Genomic DNA, 20,840 nt, shown 5'->3' on the forward strand with positions numbered 1-20,840 from the left:
AGCGCGCAAACTTCCATGATGGCTCGTGCTGATGGCAGGCACATCTGAAGCCGAATGTACGGACGCAGTCAAGACCTTCGAAAATGCACACCGATCTTGCTCATAGGCGGGAGTCCATGTACGGATATAAGTCTGCAGCCTGACCTCTACACCGTCACACCCAACATCACCTGGCAAGCCGGGAGGCGTCCATATAAGCTCTTGTGCCCTGCCAACGTCGGGACCGGCGTGCAGAGCACGATGAAGTGCCTGGCCGACAGAAAGCACATCTTCCTAGCGATCACCACACCACGTAGAAAAAATCAAAAACCTCAGGATAGTTGATCGGAAGTCCAGGCTTGTTGGCGAAAGCCGTCGGCCCTCAGACCTCGTCACGCAACTAGAAACGCCCTCAATAGGAGCTCGTCTTGCACCTTCGCCATCAGCTCGCACGCTGAACGCGTGCTGTAAATCGCCTAGGTTAGGACGGATTGCAGCAACTTAACGGTCGCGAAGCCGGGAACCCGCGCGTAATCTCAGCCTCGTGTATCTCGGCAAACAGCCGTCCCATGTTCGGCAGTCAGTCTATCCCTCCTCCATCACGCCATATCGAAGACAGCGGATGCGGCTGCGGATCATGGTAGTCGTGCTCGCACATGAAAACCAACTCTCGGTAAGTTTATCTGCGCCGCGCATGATCGGAAGGTGGCGGGTAAGGGCATTTTCATCAACGGTTCCGGGGCCTTCCGCGAGACGTCGCCGTCTGAACTTCAGTAGCCGAATAGAAGATAGGGCAAACCCGATCGAGCGGTTTTGGAAGGAGGGGGCGCCCTCAAGAGCCCGCTCCGCGCGGCGAACGTGATTATCCAGCGGTGCGTGAGAGTCTTTCCAGTAGCGGCAGGTTTATCGCGGCGGACGTGAAGCGTATCGTCATCTCACGTTGATAACGCCCTAACTACTACTCGGAGATACGTGATGCAGCCTGCCTACGGACATCGAACCCCACCAGTTGCTACAGAGCTAACAAGCGTCGAGGCAGGCAGCCCAATGGGCGAGTTGCTGCGACGCTACTGGCAGCCCGTGTGCACCTCGGATGAATTGAAAGATCTTCCGCGCAAGGAAAAGCTTCTTTGCGAAGAGATAGTTGTATTCCGTGACGGGTCAGGCAAGGTTGGCGCGTTGAAGCCGCATTGCTCGCATCGGGGCACGTCGCTGGAATGGGGGCGTGTCGAGGAGCGCGGCCTGCGTTGCTGCTTTCACGGCTGGCTCTACGCCACCGATGGCCGCTGCCTGGAAATGCCGTGCGAGACCGATGAGTTTCGTGAACGAATGAACGTATGGCAGCCTGCTTATCCTGCGCTTGAATTCGGCGGACTGGTATTCGTGTACATGGGCCCTCCCGGGACCGAGCCGGAATTCCCGATCTACGACATCATCGACTCGCAGGTCGTGGGCGAGGTGGAACTGCGCGGCATGCGGCTTTGGGACGACCAGGGAATTGGGTACGTCACGGACTGCAACTGGCTGCAGCACTACGAGAACGTCGTCGATCCTTGGCATTTGATCATGTTGCACCAGGTTATCAGCGGCAACCAAGGGCACAACATGCTCGAGGGAATGACGGCAAGCGTCTTGGCGCGCGATATGGCCAAGATCGATTTCGAAAAGAGGCCGACCGGGGTGCGTTTCAACATGGTGCGCGAGTTGCCCAATGGCGACTATTGCATTCGCCATGCCGAATGCATCGTGCCGAACGCATATCTGGTCCCGGCGGTCAGCCACGATGGCGGACGCAAAACGAGGGCGACGGAACTGTCGTGGGCGGTGCCGATCGACAACGAGCACGTGCGTGGCATTAGCATCGTGGCGTGGCCGTTGGAGAACGGCGAGCCGAAGGTGGGCTGGCGTCCCGGTACGGATATCAGCAACGAGGCTCGTCCGGGGCGGTGGTCTCACGAAGCTACGAGGAGCGTCAGCGCAAGCCAGACGATCGTGAAGCACAGGAAGGTCAGCGCACGACAGCGGTACACGCGTTGGAAAACCTTGGCATGTCCGACACGGGCGTCGTGCTGTTGCGGCGGATGCTGCGAGAGCAACTGAAGCGCCTCGAACGAGGGCTCGACCCGATGAATGTCGTGCGCGACAAGAAAGCGGCGCGGGGCATTCCGACGGGAACCTGGAACGCAGTCCTCAGCGCGTCGGAAGCCGCCGCCCTCGGAGATAACGTGGGGCGCCTCGCCTGATTGTCCTGCACCGCATCTGAGACGCGACGCCGCAGTGCTATGCGCCGCGATCCTTCGCTGAAGGCGACGGCTCGGAGCAACAGACCCCGCCATCCACATTCATGTCGCGCGGTGGCGATTCTGATCGTTACTTCAAGAAAATGGAGCGAACACGAGATGCTCGAATTCACCGCCAGCGAGCACGCTGTGAATGCCCGACTCCCTCGTCGATGGGTGGCGTCGTGGAAAGCAGGCTGTCCCGTCGTGTACCGGATGGAGAAGAAGGCATGACAAAGAACTTGAATGTCGTCATCGTCGGCGCGGGTCAGGCCGGTTTTCAGGCAGCGGCCTCGTTGCGGCAAGCAGGGTTCGACGGCAGCGTCGTGCTGATCGGCGACGAGCCCAGGATTCCTTATGATCGTCCGCCCCTGTCGAAAACTTTTCTCACTGGCGAGATCGAGCTGGAGAAACTCTGGCTGCGACCGGAAGCGTTCTATCGAGATCAGCGAATCGAACTGGAAATCGGTGAGAGCGTGACGTCGATCGACCGGCAGACGCGACACGTCGAATGTGCGTCGGGCCGCAAGGTCTCGTACGACCAGTTGGTGTTGGCGACCGGTGCCCGATTCCGACCTTTGCCGGTCCCGGGCGCTGGACTCGAAGGTGTGTTGCCGCTGCGCACGCTCGCCGACGCCGAGGCGTTGCGTACGCGACTCGCCGGTGCGCGCGAAGCTGTGGTCATCGGTGCCGGCTTCATTGGACTCGAATTTGCGGCCGTCACTCGGAACGCCGGGGTTCGCGTACATATCGTCGAGATGATGCAGAACCCGATGGAGCGCGTCGTGTCCAGGGAGACGTCCCGTTACTTCACCCAGGTGCACCGCAGATGGGGTTCCGACGTTCTGCTTGGCACCCGTGTTACCCGTATTCTCGGCGAAAGGCGAGTTACCGGGGTCGAGACGAGCGATGGCCGCAAACTTTCGGCCGACCTCGTGTTGATCGGTATCGGCGTTCGGCCCAATACCGAGATCGCCGCGGCAGCGGGGCTGACAGTCGACAACGGGATCCTTGTCGATCAGAACTTGGCGACCGCCGACCCGGCCATTTTCGCGATCGGAGATTGCGCCAATTTCCCAAGCCGCTTCGCGGCCGGCCGCTGCCGTCTCGAATCGATACAGAACGCCGTTGACCAGGGCGCAGCAGCAGCAGCAGCGATCATCGGCAAGCCAGAGCCCTACGATAAGGTTCCGTGGTTCTGGTCCGAGCAGGCTGATCTGAGATTGCAGATCGCGGGCAACGCCGTTGGCCATGATCGTGCGGTGTTGCGCGGTGACCCTGACAGCCACAGTTTTTCGGTGTTCTTCTTTCGTGGTGGCGTCCTGACCGGCGTCGAGTCTATCAACCGGCCGACCGACCACGTGGTCGCGCGCCGACTGCTGGCCGTTGATCCGCGTCTGTCGCCGGAACAGGCGGCCGATCTCAATTTTGATCTTCGGGCGCACACCGCCGACGTTTTTCGACGCGAGGTAGCGTAAGCACGTCGGCTAACGGCATTTGCTGTACGAATGTTTTTATGATCAGTCTGCCGTCGGAGGGCGGCCAAATAACCGGGAGGGAGAACAACATGGCAGGAGAAACGGCGAATTTTGGCTTGCGGAACTGGCCGGAGGCACCGGCGACTAGATCATTCCAACCGACACCGCGACAGCAGAAGATGATCGATCTGGCACGAACCGGCTTGTCTGAACCGTTCAGCGGAGTGATCTGTACCAGTTCAACTGGCCAAGAGCCCCCCGCGCTAGTTGTGGCCGGCGCCTCGCTTGCTTCACTGGTCGAGGCCGCGCAGACCTTTCTCGCGAGCCTCGATGTCAGGCAGCGGCAAGCCGTTTGCCTGCCTATAGACGGCGAGGCGTGGCGGGAATGGTCCAACATTCACGCCTGGCTGATCCCCCGTCACGGAGTCTGCCTCGCCGATCTCAGCCGCGGCCAGCGCGACGCCGCGCTGGCACTATTGCGCGAGACGATGAGCAGGGCGGGTTATCGGACCGCGCGCGATGTCATGCGACTCAACGAGCACGCCTTCGAGATCACAGGCAAGCCCGAGGAATACGACGAGTGGTACTACTGGGTCAGCATCTTTGGGAACCCGTCGTCTAACGAGCCTTGGGGGTGGCAGATCGATGGTCACCACCTGAATATCAACTGCTGCGTGCTTGGCGACCAACTCGTCACGACGCCGATCTTCATGGGTTCGGAGCCGGTCCTGGCGCGGTTCGGCAAATATAGCGGCCTGCGCGTGTTTGCCGACGAAGAGGAGCAAGGCCATGCGCTAATGAGTGCACTGTCGGCGGAGGCGCGGCAACGGGCGACAATCGGCAATGAGCTTCCGTGGGAGGTGTTCGCGGGGCCGTTCAACGATAACCGGCATTTCGAGCCGAGTGGCATCCATTACTCGGACCTTCCGCAGGAAGGTCGCGAGCGTCTCGAGACGCTGCTGGCGACCTATGTTGGCCCAGATTGTGTCAAAACGCACAGCCACATGAATCGACGAAACGCCGTATCGGTGCAACTCACAATCTTTCGTTGCGCATGCCGAATTTTAAGTCGCGGGCGAAGTTATCGCCGAGTGTTCAACTCCTGCGGGCATCACGCCCGTATCGCCTTCATAACAACGTCTGAACCAAGTATGTTAGTCACTCGCTTGATGTTGTATGCAAGCACGTGCAAGCTCATTTCCGTGCTCACCCGCTCAATGGTTCGAGTCAGGAAATGAGTGGCTCCCATCCATGCCTTGATCGTGCCAAACGGGTGCTCGACGGTTTGTCGCCGGATCCGCATCATTTCAGGTGCATGATCGAGACGCGTCTGCATATCCTCAAGAACAGCTTCGTGTTCCCAACGGGCCACGCGACGTTGTGGACTGGGCGTGCAGTTCTCCTTCAACGGACATTGCTGGCAATTCGAACTCCAGTATTTACTGATCTTCAAGCCGCGTTCAATGGTAGAGAATCGCCAAATAAGTCTCTCCCCTGCCGGGCACCGGTATTCGTTCGTCTTTGCGTTGTAAATGAAGTCATCCTTCCCGAAGCGGCCATCAGCAGTGGCCATCGAGGTCACCGTCTTCGGAACAAACACCGTTATTCCAGCCTCGTGGCATGCGAGTATCTCTTCACTCTTGTAATAGCCGCGATCCGCAACAGCAGTGATCTTTTCGACGCCCATTTCAGCACGAGCAAGCTTGGCCGTCGATGTCAACTGATCGCGATCAATACCATCGTTAGTGACGACGTGCGCGACGATTAGATGGTGCTTCGTGTCGACGGCCGTTTGTACGTTGTAGCCGACGACCCCCGTGCCGCGCGTCTTCATCGAACGCGCATCCGGATCGGTGAGCGATATCTGTCCGTCGGGTGCCGCCTTGAGCTGGACCTCGATCTCCTTGAGACGTTGCATCTGCTCCTTCAAGGCTGCAATCTTGTCCTGCAGTCGCTCCGTCCTGGCCTTCGCGATTGCAGGCTCCTGACGATCGGCTGTGTCCATCGCCTGAAGATACCGAGCAATACTTGACTCGATGTCGCGCATGCGCCGTTCGAGCTTGGCGTTCGTGAAGTTGCGGTCGCGATGGTTCACCGCCTTGAACTTGCTGCCGTCGATCGCGACGATTGCTTCAGCAAAAAGGTCCAGACGTTGGCATAGCATCACAAACTGACCGCAGACGTTGCGGATAGCTTTGCCGTTGTCTTTACGGAACCGAGCTATGGTTTTAAAGTCCGGAGCCAGTCGACCAGTGAGCCACATCAGCTCGATATTTCGCTGCGCTTCGCGTTCAAGACGACGACTGGACTGGATGCGATTGAGATACCCGTAGATATAGATCTTAAGCATCACCTCAGGATGATAAGCCGGCCTTCCAGTCAACGCAGGCTGTACTCCCTCGAACCCCAGATCATTAAGATCAAGTTCTTCTACAAAGACATCGATCACGCGGACCGGATTTGTGTCCGTCACGTAATCATCAAGTGCTTCGGGAAGGAGAAAGCTCTGGTTACGATCGTCGCCTCGAACGAACCGCTTCATTTTGCTTGTCCTCCGCCGTCGGATAGCAAAATTTTAGCGCTCCAAAAATGCGTTTTGACACAATCTGGGCCATTAAGCGTCATTCAATGTCAGCCTCCGAGCGACGTCCGAATGTCTCTTTGACCGCTGAAATCTGTCTCTTGGAACGCACTTCGAAACCTATGTTGGGAGCGTTCATCGACTGCGTGTCCATTCAGTGCCGCTCGGTCTGCGCAGAAACTCGCCGAGAAAGTCGACGAAGGTCCTGAGCTTGACCGAAAGCTGATTGCGCTCCAGATAGATCGCGTGGATATTGGCATCCGGCAATGCCCAGTCCGCGAGCAACGGCACGAGTTCGCCGCGCGCGAGATGGCCCTCGATCTCCCACTGCGATCGCACCACGATCCCGCGACCTTCGAGCGCCCAGTGAAGTACGATACTGCCGTCGTTGCTGGACAAAGCGCCATCGACCTTGACAGTTTCCGTGCGCTTGCCGCGCGCGAAATGCCATGTGCCGTAGGCCGACTCGTTTTCGCGCAAAACGATGCACGCATGCCGCGTCAGATCGTGCGGCACCGAAGGCTTGCCGTGCCGCGCCACATAGTCGGGCGACGCGCACACGAGGCGCCTGTTCTCCAGCAGTAGCCGCGCGTTGATGCGCGCATCCGGCACCTCGCCGAAGCGGATGCCGACATCGAATCCCTCGTCCTGAAGACTCACCGGCCGGTCCGTCAGATGCAGCAGGATTTTCATCGCGGGATAGCGTGCGACGAATTCCGAAACCGCTGGCGCGATGCGCGCACGCCCGAATCCGAACGACGCGTTCACGCGTAGCAGGCCGGTCGGCTCGCCACGGCTTTGCGTGACGAGATGCTCCAGTTCCGACAACTCGTCGAGAATGCGCGAGCCGTTCGACAGATATAGCTCGCCCTCCGGCGTGAGACTCAGACGCCGCGTCGTGCGGTTCATCAGGCGCACGCCGAGGCGCCGTTCAAGTTGCGCTAGCCGCTTGCTGACCGCGGGTGGCGTCACGCCGATCTCGCGCGCAGCCGCCGCCAGATTCCGGTGCCGCGCCACGAGCGCGAATAGGTTCAGGTCAGAAAATCCATCCATCTCCATGCTCCATATGCTTTCGCTGGATTCGTTCCCTCGAGTTACTTCCGGAATGCTTTTCAGGAAACCCAATCGCGGGATTCATCAATTAGACTCGAATCACGATCAGGAGACAACCATGTTCGAAGGCTTCAGGAACGTGTCGACGACCGTCGACGGCATACGCATTAACGCGATTCAGGGCGGGCGCGGCCCTGCGCTTTTGCTATTGCATGGGCATCCGCAGACGCACGCGATCTGGCACAAGGTGGCGCCGGCGCTCGCGGAACATTTCACGGTGATCGCCGCGGACCTGCGCGGCTACGGCGACAGCGGCAAGCCGGCGGGCGCCGCCGATCACGCGAACTACGCGAAGCGCCGCATGGCGCTCGATCAGATCGAACTGATGCGCGGCCTCGGCCATGAGAGCTTCGCGGTGATGGGCCACGATCGGGGCGGGCGTGTCGCGGCGCGCATGGCGCTCGATCACCCGGATGCGGTGACGCGCCTCGTGACGCTCGATGTCGCACCGACGCTCGCGATGTACGAGCAGACCTCGTTCGCCTTCGCGCGCGCCTACTGGCACTGGTTCATGCTGGTACGCCCGGCGCCCTTTCCGGAGACGCTGATCCGCGCGGACCCCGATCTCTATCTCAAGCAGACCATCGGCGCGCGCAGTGCCGGTCTCGCGCCGTTCACGCCGGCGGCCTACGCGGAATATCTGCGTTGTCTCTCCGATCCCGATACGGCGCACGGCATCTGCGAGGACTATCGCGCGAGCGTGACCATCGACCTCGAACACGACCGCGCGACGCTCGCTTCAGAGCAACGCATCGGCTGTCCTTTCATGGCGTTGTGGGGCGCGCAGGGCGTGATCGAACAGTGCTTCGATCCGGTTGCCGAATGGCGGGCGTATGCGCCAAACGTGCAGGGCGAGGCGTTGCCTTGCGGCCACTACATTCCCGAAGAAGCGCCGGAGCGGCTGCTCGAGCGCGTGCTGCCTTTTCTCAGCGAGTAAGTCATGTCAGACCAGACCCTTTACCGGAAGCTCGTCATTCGCACACCATAGCGCGTATCGACGAACACAACGTGCTGCTGGACGCCGATCTGCATCTAATGAACGAGTACACCAGCCCGCGAGCGTTCAGCGCGCTCGATGCCCGCGGCCGCGCGGTGCGCCGTCCGCGCCAGCAACTCGCGGTCGTGAGCCACATCATCCCGACGCATGCGCAGACCCCGCGCGTGATTCGCGATGCGGCCTCGCTGTTGCAGGCGCAGAACCCGGCGCACAACTGCGAACGGGCCGGCATACGGCTTTTCGCCGCTCGGGCTTTCGTTGCCGTGTGTGACGCAGGAAGCTTTTCCGGGGCGGCGCGTGAGCTGAGGCGTGCACAGTCGGCGATCAGTCACGCGATCGCCGCGCTCGAAAGTGCCTTCGATGTAGCGCTGTTCGAGCGCAATACTCGCAAAGCGACACTTACGGCAGCGTGCGCACCTGATCGAATGCTTGCGCACCCTGCAGGCGGACGCTTCGACGGCTGCGATCAATTTGCGCATGACGACGATGCAGGGCGGCGAGCATTTGATTCCCGATGGCACCTATGCATTGGCTGTGACGATCGGGGATGTGCCCGAACTCGACCCACGTGCGATCGAGAGGCTGCATCTATGCAAAGCGCGGATGGTGTCCGTCTGTGCGCCATCGCATCCGCTGGCCGCGATCGCGGGGCCGATTCCGCGAGAGGAGTTTGGTCGACACATCCAGCTTGTCCTAACCGACAATCAGCCCGACGCAGAGAAGACGCAGCACGGGGTCGCAAGCGAACGCCAGTGGCTAGTGAATGACCTCGACGCGAAGCACGATCTGCTGAGGGGAGGCTTGTGCCTAGGGGCACATGCCGCATCATCTGGTCGCGGACGACCTCGTGCACGGAATGCTCGTTGAACTGCATCGGCGCGCCTGGCACATGCGTCCGCTCAGGTTCATGATCTCGCAGCGGCGCGCATACTCGTGTTCCGCATGCGAGACGCAACTAATCGCGCTACTCGGCAATCGTCAGACCTCGCCAAAGGATGCAAGCTAGCGCTCCATTTCACGCAAAGGCAAGAAGGCTTGAACGTGTTCCCGCTGTATCTGCACGCAGCAGCCGAATGAGTGTTTATGACCGGCATCGGAAGCAAATTCGCTTGAGCACCGGAGTCGGTCTTGGACGGGGTCCAAAGCGACTAGGCGGGAGCAAAGGACAGGGAGGCAGGATGCTCGACTTGAAGCTATTGAAGACGTTCGTGGTCGTGGGTGATCTGCTGCATTTTGGCCGTGCGGCCGAGGCGCTTCACTCCACGCAGCCCGGTGTGACGCAACACATTGCCCGGCTCGAAGAGCAACTAGGCGTCCAGTTACTTCGGCGCAGTAAGCGCGCCGTGTCGCTCACCGAAGCGGGGACGACACTGCTTCGGCAGGCATCGCAAATGCTCGCGCTAGCGGATCGAATGCATGCCGATGCGCACGCGATGGCCGATGGTTTGGGCGGTCACCTGCTGATTGGACTTTCATCTGCGATCATTCATAGCACCGTGCCTGCATGTATCAGAGCCTTTCGTCAGGCACATCCGCTGATTCGAATATCCCCGACCGTCGAGCGTGCGGATCGTTTGTATGCGTTGCTCGATGCGTCGCTCGTCGACGTTCTTGTCACCACACTACCCAAGCGCGACGATCAACTCCACAACGTAAAACTTCGATCGCGCATCGAGATGGGAGTAGCATTGCCGAGCGACCATCCGCTCGCGAAAGAGCCGATGCTGTCGATCGGCGATCTCGCCGATCAACCCTTCTACACGGTGCCGCGCGACCGTCATCCTGAAGTGTACGACAGTCTTATTGCCATCATCAGGCGGCGCGGCCGGCCGGCTCGCATCGTGGGTCATGAGATTTCTTTCACTAATCTGCTCGCGCGAGTAGCGCTTGGCGACGGCGTAGCGCTCGTGCCTAGCGCTTACGCGGGCATCGCGACACCCGGCGTGAATGTCGTGCCGATCAGCGACGCGTCGTTGTCGACGCTCCAAACGTATCTGGTTTATCGGCGTGACCGTAGCGAGGTCGCCGTCGAGAAGTTTATTCGAGCGATGCGAGAGCGAGACGGTGCGTCCGGTCCTCATCAAACGCGCGTCATTAATAAGCGTACGTTATCAAAGGCGACGAAATAATAATTGGCGCGCTAGTGCAGGAACATCCATCATCTTAAAGATTTCGCTAAAACGCCGATGTCTTCGTCATGAAGCAGGCGCGAACATCACCATGTTGCGCACATAGACTCACCGACGTTGAATTGATTCTCGCCGCTATAGAACAGGAGTTCAGATGAACATCGATATCGTGCCAGGCGCGAACACGCTTGCGGACTGGTACGCCGTTTACGCTCAAGGCGCAACCGCGTTACTGGGTGATGCGGCCCGCATCAACATCATGCGCTCGGCGGCGATTATTGACGAAATGATTGCGAAGGGCGACGCGGTGTATGGGGTGAATACCGGCTTCGGCAAGTTGTCGAACCGACGGATTGATGCAGCCGACCTGCATACGTTGCAGGAGAACCTCGTGCTTTCGCATACGGTCGGCGTGGGCGATCCACTGCCGGAGGGTGTCGTGCGCCTCGTTATCGCGCTCAAGCTGGCGGCGCTGTCGTTGGGCGCATCCGGTGTACGCGGCGAAGTCGTCGCGCTGCTCGAACAGATGCTGATGCGAGGTGTGTTGCCGATGATACCTGGGCAGGGTTCGGTCGGTGCTTCCGGAGATCTTGCGCCACTCGCCCATCTCTCGGCGGTGATGATCGGCCGAGGCCGCGCGACGTTCAACGGCGAACTGCTGAGCGGCGCGGACGCATTGTCGCGCGCTGGACTGAATCCTGTCCGATTCGGTCCGAAGGAAGGACTCGCGATGCTGAATGGCACGCAAGTATCCACGGCCTTGTGCCTTGCTGGACTGTTCGAAATCTGGCGCGTTGTGCAATCGTCACTGGCCGTTGCAGCGCTGACCTTCGAAGGCGCGCTTGGGTCGACCGCGCCTCTCGATCCCCGCATTCACGCGCTCAAGCCGCATCGCGGGCAGGTCGAGGTCGCCGCTGCTTTGCGCGATTTGCTTAAGGAAAGTGAGTTCCGCGAGTTGCAACGCACCAAGGGGCGCTTGCAGGATCCCTACAGCTTGCGCTGCATTCCTCAGGTGATGGGCGCATGCCATGAAGTGTTTCGCTTCGCCTGCGCGATGCTTGAAACCGAGGCACGCAGCGCGTCGGACAACCCACTGATCCTTGTCGATAACGGTGACGTCATATCGGGCGGCAACTTCCATGCAGAACCTGTCGCGTTCGTCGCCGATGCGCTTGCAAACGTCGCGGCGGAAACCGGCGGCATGGCCGAGCGGCGTATCGCATTCCTGCTTGATGGATCGATGAGTGGTTTGCCGCCATTTCTGACGGGCACCAGCGGACTGACGTCTGGATTCATGAGCCTGCAGATCACGGCGGCTGCGCTCGTAGCGGAAAACCGTCAACGGTCGCATCCCGCGTCGGTCGAGAGCGTTCCGACGGTGGGCAATCAGGAAGATCATGTGTCGATGGCTACGCACGGTGCGCGCCGTCTTCTGGATATGGCGCGCAACGCAGATGCGATCGTCGCAATCGAGCTTCTCGCCGCAACGGAAGCGATGGATTGTCACGGTGCGTTGCGCTCTTGCGCGACGCTCGAATTGCTGCGTTCCGCCGTGCGCGAGCGCGTGCCTTCGATGGCCACGGACTGGGAGTTCTCTGGCGCGCTGGGCCATGCACAGTCGCTTGTGAACAGCGGCGAACTCGCGAGGCTCGCTGGATTGGATGTCGTACCACGTTTCGGTACATGAACGTGTCCAAGAGATGGTGCGTCGCTTTTGCGATTTGTGTCACTGCGACCGAGGCGGTGCATGCTGACAACGGGAATGGACAGTAACGGTAGTCATCGCAATGCCGGTTTTCAGCGACGATCTGACGAGCCGCGTTTTGGCCTCGCAGCAATTCCAGTTCTTCTCTCATGTGCATGGTTCATGCTAACCGCCGACTATCTTTCCAAACTAAATCTCGTTCCAGAGAGCAAACGCGTCGCTCGATTACCCGAACGGGTCGGCAATTCGATTGCTGATCTCGACGTGGTTGTGTTCAACGTGCCCGATGATGCATCGGATACCGACGCATGCATGACTCGTTACAATATTCCGGTTGAAGACAATGCCAACACCATCATCGTGCGCTTCAAGAAGAATGGCGCTGCGCACCTGGCCGCGATAGTTGCGCTCGCGGACAAACGAATCGACGTCAATGGCGCCGCCCGGAGGGCGCTAGAGGCAAGCCGCGTATCGTTCGCTTCTCGCGAGGACGCCGTTAGCGCATCTGGAATGGAGTACGGTGGTATCACGGCGTTCGGTCTGCCCATCGGCTGGCGAATACTGGTGGATACGGCTGTGCTGGAGCGGAAGGTGATCGTCATGGGCGCTGGAATACGAGAGGCGAAGCTTCTCTTGCCACCTTCAGCGTTGTTGAGTCTCTCAGGCGTTAGCGTGGTCTCACTAGCCAAGCCGAATTCGTAAGATGGATGGCGACGGTGAGCGTGGTTCGTCGGCTGCATGCCTTCAAGGTCGGCTCGGGGGCAAGTGTCGTTACTAATGTGCATCTTGTCGAACGTCCATGTTCAGCAAACGCGGGAATGACTTGTGGGGACGAAGAGAATCGTATGTGATGCTGGTATTGATGTCCTGTTCGGTTTTGCGAGAACCATCGGGTGGAAGGCGGATAACGCATCGCCCACCCGCATTAAGCGGCTGTCCGGTGATCGCTTGTCGCGACTCCTGCAGCATTTCGTCGCGAGGTCGAATCGAAGTAACAAGCCAACGGCCGCACTCGACGAGTTTTGGTCGACTGGTCGCCTTTTCCGTCGAATGGAGCACAGGAATGTACGCACGGTCTCTGAGCATAAATGTGCATGACAGCCAGATAGAAGATCTCATGCAACGCCTGCGGAACACTCGCTTTCCCGCGTGTCTCGACGCGCAGCAGTGGGATGATGGCGCGAGCTTGGCATTCGTACGGCGATTGACGGACTATTGGCAAAGTCGGTTCGACTGGCGTGCGCAGGAGGCGCGGCTCAATGAGTTGCCGAATTTTCAGGCGACCATCGACGGATGCGAGATTCATTTCGTTCATCAGAAAGGCAAAGGTCCAGAGCCGATGCCGCTCGTGCTGACTCACGGTTGGCCGGGCTCGTTCGTTGAGATGGAGCGCGTTCTCCCGCTTCTGACAGACCCCGCATCATATGGCGGCGATTCGGCCGACGCGTTTCATGTCGTCGTTCCGTCATTACCTGGCTTCGGCTTTTCTGCAGCTTTGCGGACTCCCGGAAGCGGCTCCCATGGCGTCGCCGGGATGTGGCTCGAACTCATGACTGAACTCGGCTACGACCGCTTCGGGGCTCAGGGAGGAGACATTGGCGCCGGAGTTTCGATGTGGCTTGCGCGCCGTTTCCCCGCACGGATGATCGGCGCGCATGTCAACTACATCCCTGCGAGCTTTCGGCCGACCGTGAGCGACAGCGTGCATGCGCTGACCGAAGAGGAGCGAGCCTATCTCGACGCCGTCGCAACTTGGTCGAGCGCAGAAGGTGCGTATGCGTCGGTCCAAAGCACCAAGCCCCAAACCCTGTCATACGCGATGACCGATTCTCCTGTTGGCCTTGCAGCCTGGATTGCAGAGAAGTTCCGGACCTGGAGCGATTGCAACGGCGACATCGAAAGCGTCTTCACGATGGATCAACTACTGACCGATATTTCGATCTACTGGTTCGGCCACACGCTCGACGCGTCTTTTCGAATTTACAAGGAAAATCGCCTCCGCCCGCTGGCTTTCGGCCCGTCGGAACGAGTGGCGACTCCGTTGGGCGTGGCGGTATTTCCCCGCGAGTTGCCGATGCCTCCTCGTTCCTGGATCGAACGGGTTTTCGAAGTACAGCGATGGAGTTCGATGCCACGTGGCGGACATTTCGCGGCACTGGAACAACCGGAACTGCTCGTGGAGGAGATTCGGGCTTTCTTCCGTCCGCTTCGTCACGCCGGTGGATACGGAGCTGGAAGCGGGAATTGAATAATAAGCAGGAAAGCGTTTTGATCGAGACTTTCATCGACTCGCATCGTTTCCCGGCGGTCAGGAACAGGACCAAGTCGACTGCGCAGAACGATAAGTATGCCCTTACACGTGCTCTATGGTGATTAGACCTTCGACTATCTCAAGAATGCGGATGTTTTAGACATCTGGCGGGCTTACTTAGAAAAGGTGTCGGGCGGCTTCGTCCAGCGTAGCGGTCATTTCATACCGGAGGAGCAGCCCGAGCAACTCAAACAGCTATGGGAGTTTTTGCCACGCCTGGATTGAAACGGACTCGACTTGCGAGATACACGCCACGCGGCACTTCGAACCACCGTTAAACCTGAACTGTGCACCCGGAAGGGACGGACGCGCCCGCGATCTGCGTCAATCCACTGGATCGCATGCCAACTAAACCCTGAGCTTGACGCCAGGTCAGCATATCAAGCGCGGAACGACCAAACGTCCGATTGAAGTGCCTGACGAAGGTGGCACGCGATAAGCGGCAAAGATTGGCACGACTGAGCAACGTCGATGCTGCCTGCGTCTGCGTCTGCGTCTGCGTCTGCGACTCAGCTCAGGCGATAGACCCTTGAAACCGTGCCTCGAAACAGCGCCTGTCGGTCTTCCGTGCTTGCCTGTCTCGTCATTCGCTTGAAAGCATTCCAGCCGTTGCTGAATGGATAGGATCCTTTGTCGACCGGGAAATTGCTTTCGAACATGCAACGATCCGCGCCGAACGTTTCGATGCAGGTCAGCATCCACGGCTTCCAGGCTTCGACCAGTTCAATCGAAGAGGGTGGTCGCTCACCTCTTTCGAAGTCGAAGCCATTGATCCGCATTCCGAGTCCGCCCACCTTCACGTAAACGTTCGGTAACTGCGCGAGCTTGCGCATCGAACGTGACCATGTGTCGAACACTTCCTTGCGCTGATCCGCGTAGCTGGCGATTCTCACCACCCCCCCGCAGTGATTGACGATGATCGGCGTGTCGGGATTTGCCTTGGCCAAATCGAATAACTCGGGAAGCTGGGGGAAGAACAACCATGCATCGTAGGAGAGTCCCAATGATCTCAGTTGAGCAACCCCTGCCCGATAGTCGGTGTCGAGCAAGAGTCCAGGAGGAACGGCCGACAGTGGGTTCACAAGCGAGGCGTCGGCATCCCAGGTTACGAGGTGTCGAACACCGCGCAAGCGGCCATCGCCTGCCTCCAGTTCCGCCTCGAGTACGTCTCGTACCGCGGCGCCACGCCGGAGATCTGCGTATCCCACAATGCCCTTCGCTATCTGCGGCTTTTCTTTCTGCATCGGCGCGGTGACTTGCGCGACATACTCGACTTCGCCAACCGGCCGCAGTGGTTCCGGGCCCGTGGTGCGGTACCGTGTCAATGCCTGCATGAAGACAGACGCAGTGATGTTGTGTCCAGACCGCGCATCCTCCAGATACTCGTCGAGCAAATACGTCCAGCCCGGGCGTTCATAAAAATGATGATGCGCGTCGATGATCGGCATGTCCGGTTCGAGCGCCGCTTCCGTTCCGGATGCGAGCCACTCGGCCCGAACAGGCAGGTAATTGCCGCTAGTACTCATACTCCGTGTTTCCTCTTTGGCAAAAGCGTTGCGCACGCCGAGCGCAGGCATCAGGACGGATGCGGCGGCCGCGCCAAGCAAGTGGCGCCGGCGAATCGAATGAGGAGATGGCATCTTCACTTCCCCTTGTTGAATGCGTACAGGGAAAGCGTCAGCAACGTCGTGATCACGAGTACGACGGCAAGACCGACCATGCCCGCGGTGAAGGTGCCGAAACTGTCCTTCAGATAGCCGACGAGATACGGACCGGCGAAGCCGCCCAGCGCGCCGATAGAGTTGATCAGCGCCAGCCCGCCGGCAGCCGCCTGACCGGACAGGAACCGTGCGGGCAGCGTGTAGAAGATCGTGCGACCCGCGATGGTTCCGATCAACGCCAACGTAATGCCCGTCAACGCAGGCACCAGCTGCTCGAAATAGGTCGAGATGCCAAGCGCAACCGCACCGATGAAGAGACCCGCCGCAAGGTTAGCGATATGGCCGCCGCGCCGATCGACGCGTTTTGCCCACCACAAAAGCGCGATGGTCGCGAAGAAGTAGGGCACAGCCGATACCCAGCCCGTTTGCGTCACGCTCATGCCATGCGCTTTGAGCATCTGCGGCAGCCAGATGCCGATGCCGTAGGAGCCCATCGTGAAACCGAAGGAAATCATCGCGAGGATGTACATCCGCACATCCTTGAGCGCGGCGCCGAAATCCTTATTCTTCTGGCTCGCATTGCCTTCGCGATCGAAGGCGCTTTGCAGGGCCTGGCGTTCTTCTGGTGAGAGCCACTTTGCATCGGCGGGTCTGTCCGCAAGCATTTTCAGTACGAAGAAGCCGAGAATGCACGCCGGCAGGCCCTCGAAGATGAACATCCATTTCCATCCGGCGAGTCCGAGCAAGCCGTCCAGCTTGAGAAGCCACGCGGACAATGGCCCGCCCACCAACGAAGAAAGCGGCGTCGAGACGGTGAACCAGGCCAGCACCCGCGTGCGATAACTGGCCGGGAACCACACCGCGAGAAAGAAGATGACGCCAGGAAAGAAGCCCGCTTCGCCGATGCCCAGCAGAAGCCGAATCACGTAGAAGCTCTTGGGTCCGACCGCGAGCGCCGTCGCGGCAGCGAAGAAGCCCCACGTGATCATGATGCGCGCAAGCCATCGTCGAGCGCCGAAGCGATACATCGCGAGATTGCTCGGCACTTCGCAAAGACAATAGCCCGCGAACATGATGCCCGCGCCCCAGCCAAACTGTGTCGCGGTCAGGCCGAGGTCGCGGTTCATCGTGAGGGCCGCGAAGCCGACACTGGTGCGATCGAGATAATTGAAGAAGTAAGCGAGCGCAAGAAGCGGGATGAAACGCCACGCCGCCTTTTTGACGGCTTGCTGTTCGAGCGTGATGTCGACGGCGGTTTCGGCCGCGATATTCGAAGATAGGGATGTCATGATTCGTCTCCGGAAGAAGCACCGAACGCGCGCCTTCATGCCGGCATGCGCGAAGCGGTGGTCCTTTTTGTGCTGTTTTGCTCAGGCGCTCGCCAGTTCGTTGGCGGAGGGACTGGACGTATCGCGAGAATGGGTCGCCTGATACTTCACGACGCCGGCATCCGCCAATTGCATGAGGTCTTCCGGCGAGTAACCCAGCTCCATAAGCAGCGCCTGCGTGTCCTGACCCAGCGAAGGTGGACCTGCGCGAAGTTGCAGGCGCTCGCCGCCGAGGGTCAACGGCAGCAATGCCGTTTTCGTCGATACCGGCTGACCCGCGCCGCTTGCGTCGGATGGCAGGGTGACGTCGGCGAGCCCGTTTGTTGCGAGCAGATGCGGATCGTCGAATAGATCCTGCGGCTTCGTAATCGGTGCGTACGGCAATCCGCAGCGTTCGAAGATGGCGCTGATCTCGGCTGCGGTGAACGCCTCCATATGCGCGCGAAGCCGCGGCATCAGCCAGTCGCGGGCCTGTACGCGCTGGTTGTTGGTGGCGATGCGCTCATCGGCCTTCAAGTCGTCGAGGCTGAAGGCATCGCAGAAGAGCGCCCATTGCGTATCAGAGACGACCGCCAGGAAGATCTGTTCGCCGTCCTTGACCGAGAAGACGTCATAGACCGCCCAGGCCGAAATGCGGCTCGGCATCGGCGCGGCGGCCTTTCCGGTGACGGCATACTGCATCATGTGCTGCGCGACGAGGAACACGTTGTTCTCGAAGAGGGCACTCTGCACCTCTTGCCCGCAGCCGGTGCGCTCGCGTTGCGCCAGCGCCGCCATTGCGCCGATCGCGCCAAACATGCCGCCCATGATGTCGTTGACGCTGGTGCCTGCCCGCAAGGGTCGCCCGTCGGGACCGGTCATGTACGCGAGACCGCCCATCATCTGCACGACTTCATCGAGCGCGGTGCGATGATCGTAGGGACCGGGCAAGAAGCCTTTGTGCGAAACGTAGATCAGACGAGGATTGAGTCTGGACAGGGCCGCATAGCCGAGCCCCAGCTTGTCCACCGTGCCGCTCTTGAAGTTCTCGCTGAAGATATCGGCGCCTGCGAGAAGCTTGTGCACGATCTCCACACCGCGCGGGTCTTTCAGATCGACGGCGATGCTTTTCTTGTTCCGGTTGAACGTGCTGAAGAAACCCGCTCCGGAGCCCCGCAGATTGCGGGTGCTGTCACCGGTGATCGGCTCGACCTTGATGACTTCCGCGCCGAGGTCCGCCAGCACCATGCCGCACGTCGGCCCCATCACCATGTGCGTCATTTCCACTACGCGCACGCCGCTGTACGGCAAGGATTGATTCGATTCCGCTTCGCTCATTGCGCCGCTCCCAACAAACAGCCTTCCGGTTGGGGCGCACTGGGTGCGCGCCCATCTGCATACAGGAAGCCCTTCGGCAAACCTGCGTCTTGTACGTGTCCGTAGAGTGCTTCGCCCGGAAGCGCCTGCGCGAGAATCGCCCGCGCCGCAATGAGGCTGTCGATGTCAACGCCCGTGTCGTAACCCATAGCCTCTAGCAGAAACGCGAGATCCTCGGTGACGATGTTTCCCGTTGCCCCGGGCGCGTAGGGACAGCCGCCGAGGCCCGCCTGGCTCGAATCGATCGTGGTGACGCCTGCATCGAGTGCCGCGACGACGTTCGCCAGACCCTGACCGCGCGTGTTGTGAAAGTGAGCGCCGCCCGCCTTCTCGCCGACTTCAGATTGCAACCGGCGGAACAGGCGACGAACCTGCGCGGGGTTGGCGTAACCGCTCGTATCGGATAGGCCGATCTCGTCGACTCCGCACTCAGCCATCGCAAGGCACATGCGCATGGTCTGGTCGTCGGTCACGGTGCCCGCGATCGTGCAGCCGAATGCGACCGATACACCCGCTTCAATTTCGATCCCGGGAAAGCGCTCATCGCGCAGCGCGACGATGTTGCGCACCTCCTCGATCAACTGCGCGGTGGATTTGCGGACATTGGCCAACGCATGTTCATCGGTTACCGATACAGGCAACGTGACTTTATGCACGCCGGCTTCGAACGCGCTCTGCGAGCCGCGCAAGTTCGGCGCCAATACGGCGACACGAAGGTCCGGAATGGACAAAGCGTGAGCGACGACCTCGCGGATATCGGCCATTTGCGGCAACAGCTTCGGGGGAACAAACGAGCCCACTTCGATCTCCCTGAGCCCCGCTGCGGCCAGGGCGGAGATCCATCTGAGTTTCGCCGGCGTCGACATGACGCTTTTGATGCTCTGCAAGCCGTCGCGTGGCCCGACTTCGCTAATCAGTATTCGATGACGTGTAGCGCTCATTTCGCTCCTTAGTTCTGTCAGATAGACCTAGGTTTCATTGGAGAGAACTATAAACGCGTACCGGAAGCCCTTGAAAGAGGGGTTAACCCAACGTTTTAGAACTGGAGTTCTGTCAGATAGAACTGTATAGTCGTGGAACTATGATGAGGAGGCTTAGATGACAGACGGGGCGCCGCAAGAAGGTCGGCCGATTGATGCTGGTGAAGCATCCAGTGGCGTTGCCGTCCTGGACCGGGCGTTCGCCATACTCAATGCGTTCGGACCGACCGACGACCGGCTGACGCTCACCGAGCTTTCACGCCGGACCGAGCTTTATAAGAGCACGGTTTTAAGACTGCTCGGCGCTTTGGAGCACGGCGGATTTATCCGAAAACTGAGCGACGGGCAGTATGCAATCGGTCATCAGCCATTACGGCTCGCGACGCTCTATCAACGGTCGTTTCAGGTGGGGCCTGTCGTGGAACCCTTGCTGCAACAGTTGAGCCGGGATCTTGGCGAGACGGCAAGTTTCTACGTGCGCCAGGGCGATCATCGCCTTGTGCTGTATCGCGTCGAACCTAGCCGCAGCGTGCGGGTGTCGATTCGCGTCGGAGAGGAGTTCGCGATCGACAAAGGCGCTTCCGGCAAGGTATTGCTCGCATTCACGGACACGGAGGATAGGCGCTGGCAAGAGGTCCGGGAACGGCTATGGGCCGTCTCGTTCGGCGAGAGGGATCCGGAAACAGCATCGGCTTCGGCGCCCGTGTTCGATTCAACCGGGGAGTTACAAGGCGCGTTGACCCTTTCTGGACCCAAAGGCCGTTTCGATGCCCCGGCGGTCATCGATGCTGCCTTGGCGGCATTGCTCGATAGCGCTCGGCGCGCAACGATTGCGTTGGGCGGCAAAGGATCGAGATATGACGCGAGCATAGCGAGTTTCGCGAAAACGCCTGCGGCTACCGACGCAAGCAAGAACGTCGACCGGACGGGGCGTTGAAATTCT

The 20,840-nt window shown here is 59.8% G+C and carries 15 protein-coding genes and 3 pseudogenes; 12 read left to right on the forward strand and 6 right to left on the reverse strand.

Annotation, left to right across the window (positions count from 1 at the left end; genetic code table 11):
- The first annotated feature begins 1,026 nt into the window (after positions 1–1,026).
- From IAG25_RS35650 to IAG25_RS41760, 4 genes and pseudogenes are all read left to right on the forward strand, one after another.
- The gene (locus tag IAG25_RS35650; protein ID WP_187609047.1) at positions 1,027–2,079 is read left to right on the forward strand and encodes a Rieske 2Fe-2S domain-containing protein; all 1,053 of its coding nucleotides are present in this window, start codon (positions 1,027–1,029) and stop codon (positions 2,077–2,079) included.
- Positions 2,028–2,222 (forward strand): hypothetical protein, encoded by a 195-nt coding sequence (locus IAG25_RS35655; protein WP_187609048.1) that lies wholly within the window; start codon positions 2,028–2,030, stop codon positions 2,220–2,222. Before IAG25_RS35650 ends, IAG25_RS35655 begins: the two co-directional genes overlap by 52 nt.
- Before the next feature lie 266 nt (positions 2,223–2,488).
- On the forward strand, positions 2,489–3,736 hold the full coding sequence (locus tag IAG25_RS35660; RefSeq protein WP_187609049.1) for an NAD(P)/FAD-dependent oxidoreductase: 1,248 nt from the start codon (positions 2,489–2,491) through the stop codon (positions 3,734–3,736).
- A 179-nt stretch (positions 3,737–3,915) separates the two neighbouring features.
- Positions 3,916–4,701, forward strand: a pseudogene (locus IAG25_RS41760) (DUF3500 domain-containing protein); the annotation flags it as partial.
- 146 nt (positions 4,702–4,847) lie between these two features.
- Here the strand turns inward: IAG25_RS41760 and IAG25_RS35665 are convergent.
- Together IAG25_RS35665 and IAG25_RS35670 are read right to left on the reverse strand one after the other, a co-directional pair.
- Complete coding sequence (locus tag IAG25_RS35665; protein ID WP_187609050.1) at positions 4,848–6,278, reverse strand: IS1182 family transposase; 1,431 nt, start codon at positions 6,276–6,278, stop codon at positions 4,848–4,850.
- Positions 6,279–6,452: 174 nt separating this feature from the next.
- The gene (locus tag IAG25_RS35670) at positions 6,453–7,370 is read right to left on the reverse strand and encodes a LysR family transcriptional regulator (protein WP_187609051.1); all 918 of its coding nucleotides are present in this window, start codon (positions 7,368–7,370) and stop codon (positions 6,453–6,455) included.
- A 118-nt stretch (positions 7,371–7,488) separates the two neighbouring features.
- Between IAG25_RS35670 and IAG25_RS35675 the strand changes: the two genes are divergently transcribed.
- The 7 genes and pseudogenes from IAG25_RS35675 to IAG25_RS35700 all read left to right on the forward strand — a co-directional run bounded on the left by IAG25_RS35675 (position 7,489) and on the right by IAG25_RS35700 (position 14,509).
- The gene (locus IAG25_RS35675; RefSeq protein ID WP_187609052.1) at positions 7,489–8,367 is read left to right on the forward strand and encodes an alpha/beta fold hydrolase; all 879 of its coding nucleotides are present in this window, start codon (positions 7,489–7,491) and stop codon (positions 8,365–8,367) included.
- 3 nt (positions 8,368–8,370) lie between these two features.
- Positions 8,371–8,675 (forward strand): annotated as a pseudogene (locus IAG25_RS41765) (aconitase family protein); the annotation flags it as partial.
- Positions 8,658–9,433: pseudogene (locus IAG25_RS35680) on the forward strand (LysR family transcriptional regulator). The pseudogenes IAG25_RS41765 and IAG25_RS35680, both read left to right, overlap by 18 nt.
- A gap of 172 nt (positions 9,434–9,605) precedes the next feature.
- A complete protein-coding gene (locus tag IAG25_RS35685) occupies positions 9,606–10,556 on the forward strand; it encodes a LysR family transcriptional regulator (RefSeq protein WP_187609053.1) in 951 nt (316 codons plus the stop codon).
- A gap of 154 nt (positions 10,557–10,710) precedes the next feature.
- Positions 10,711–12,243: a histidine ammonia-lyase gene (gene hutH / locus IAG25_RS35690; RefSeq protein WP_187609054.1), complete on the forward strand. Its 1,533-nt coding sequence runs from the start codon at positions 10,711–10,713 to the stop codon at positions 12,241–12,243.
- Between the two features lie 180 nt (positions 12,244–12,423).
- Complete coding sequence (locus IAG25_RS35695) at positions 12,424–12,963, forward strand: YbaK/EbsC family protein (RefSeq protein ID WP_187609124.1); 540 nt, start codon at positions 12,424–12,426, stop codon at positions 12,961–12,963.
- A gap of 361 nt (positions 12,964–13,324) precedes the next feature.
- A complete protein-coding gene (locus IAG25_RS35700) occupies positions 13,325–14,509 on the forward strand; it encodes an epoxide hydrolase family protein (RefSeq protein ID WP_187609055.1) in 1,185 nt (394 codons plus the stop codon).
- Positions 14,510–15,081: 572 nt separating this feature from the next.
- On the opposite strand, the gene IAG25_RS35705 is transcribed toward IAG25_RS35700, so the two are convergent.
- From IAG25_RS35705 to IAG25_RS35720, 4 genes are all read right to left on the reverse strand, one after another.
- Entirely contained in the window at positions 15,082–16,212 is a 1,131-nt protein-coding gene (locus tag IAG25_RS35705; protein WP_187609056.1) for an amidohydrolase family protein, read from the reverse strand.
- Between the two features lie 2 nt (positions 16,213–16,214).
- A complete protein-coding gene (locus IAG25_RS35710) occupies positions 16,215–17,522 on the reverse strand; it encodes an MFS transporter (protein WP_187609057.1) in 1,308 nt (435 codons plus the stop codon).
- Between the two features lie 81 nt (positions 17,523–17,603).
- Positions 17,604–18,878 carry a CaiB/BaiF CoA transferase family protein gene (locus IAG25_RS35715; protein ID WP_187609058.1) on the reverse strand — a complete coding sequence of 425 codons (1,275 nt, stop codon included), beginning with the start codon at positions 18,876–18,878 and terminating at the stop codon, positions 17,604–17,606.
- On the reverse strand, positions 18,875–19,858 hold the full coding sequence (locus tag IAG25_RS35720) for a hydroxymethylglutaryl-CoA lyase (protein ID WP_187609059.1): 984 nt from the start codon (positions 19,856–19,858) through the stop codon (positions 18,875–18,877). Before IAG25_RS35720 ends, IAG25_RS35715 begins: the two co-directional genes overlap by 4 nt.
- 157 nt (positions 19,859–20,015) lie before the next feature.
- Here IAG25_RS35720 and IAG25_RS35725 point away from each other — a divergent pair, with 157 nt between their 5' ends.
- Complete coding sequence (locus tag IAG25_RS35725) at positions 20,016–20,834, forward strand: IclR family transcriptional regulator (protein WP_187609060.1); 819 nt, start codon at positions 20,016–20,018, stop codon at positions 20,832–20,834.
- Positions 20,835–20,840: the final 6 nt, after the last annotated feature.

Origin of the sequence: Caballeronia sp. EK (genome assembly GCF_014384845.1) — a bacterium.
GTDB classification, from domain to species: domain Bacteria; phylum Pseudomonadota; class Gammaproteobacteria; order Burkholderiales; family Burkholderiaceae; genus Caballeronia; species Caballeronia jiangsuensis.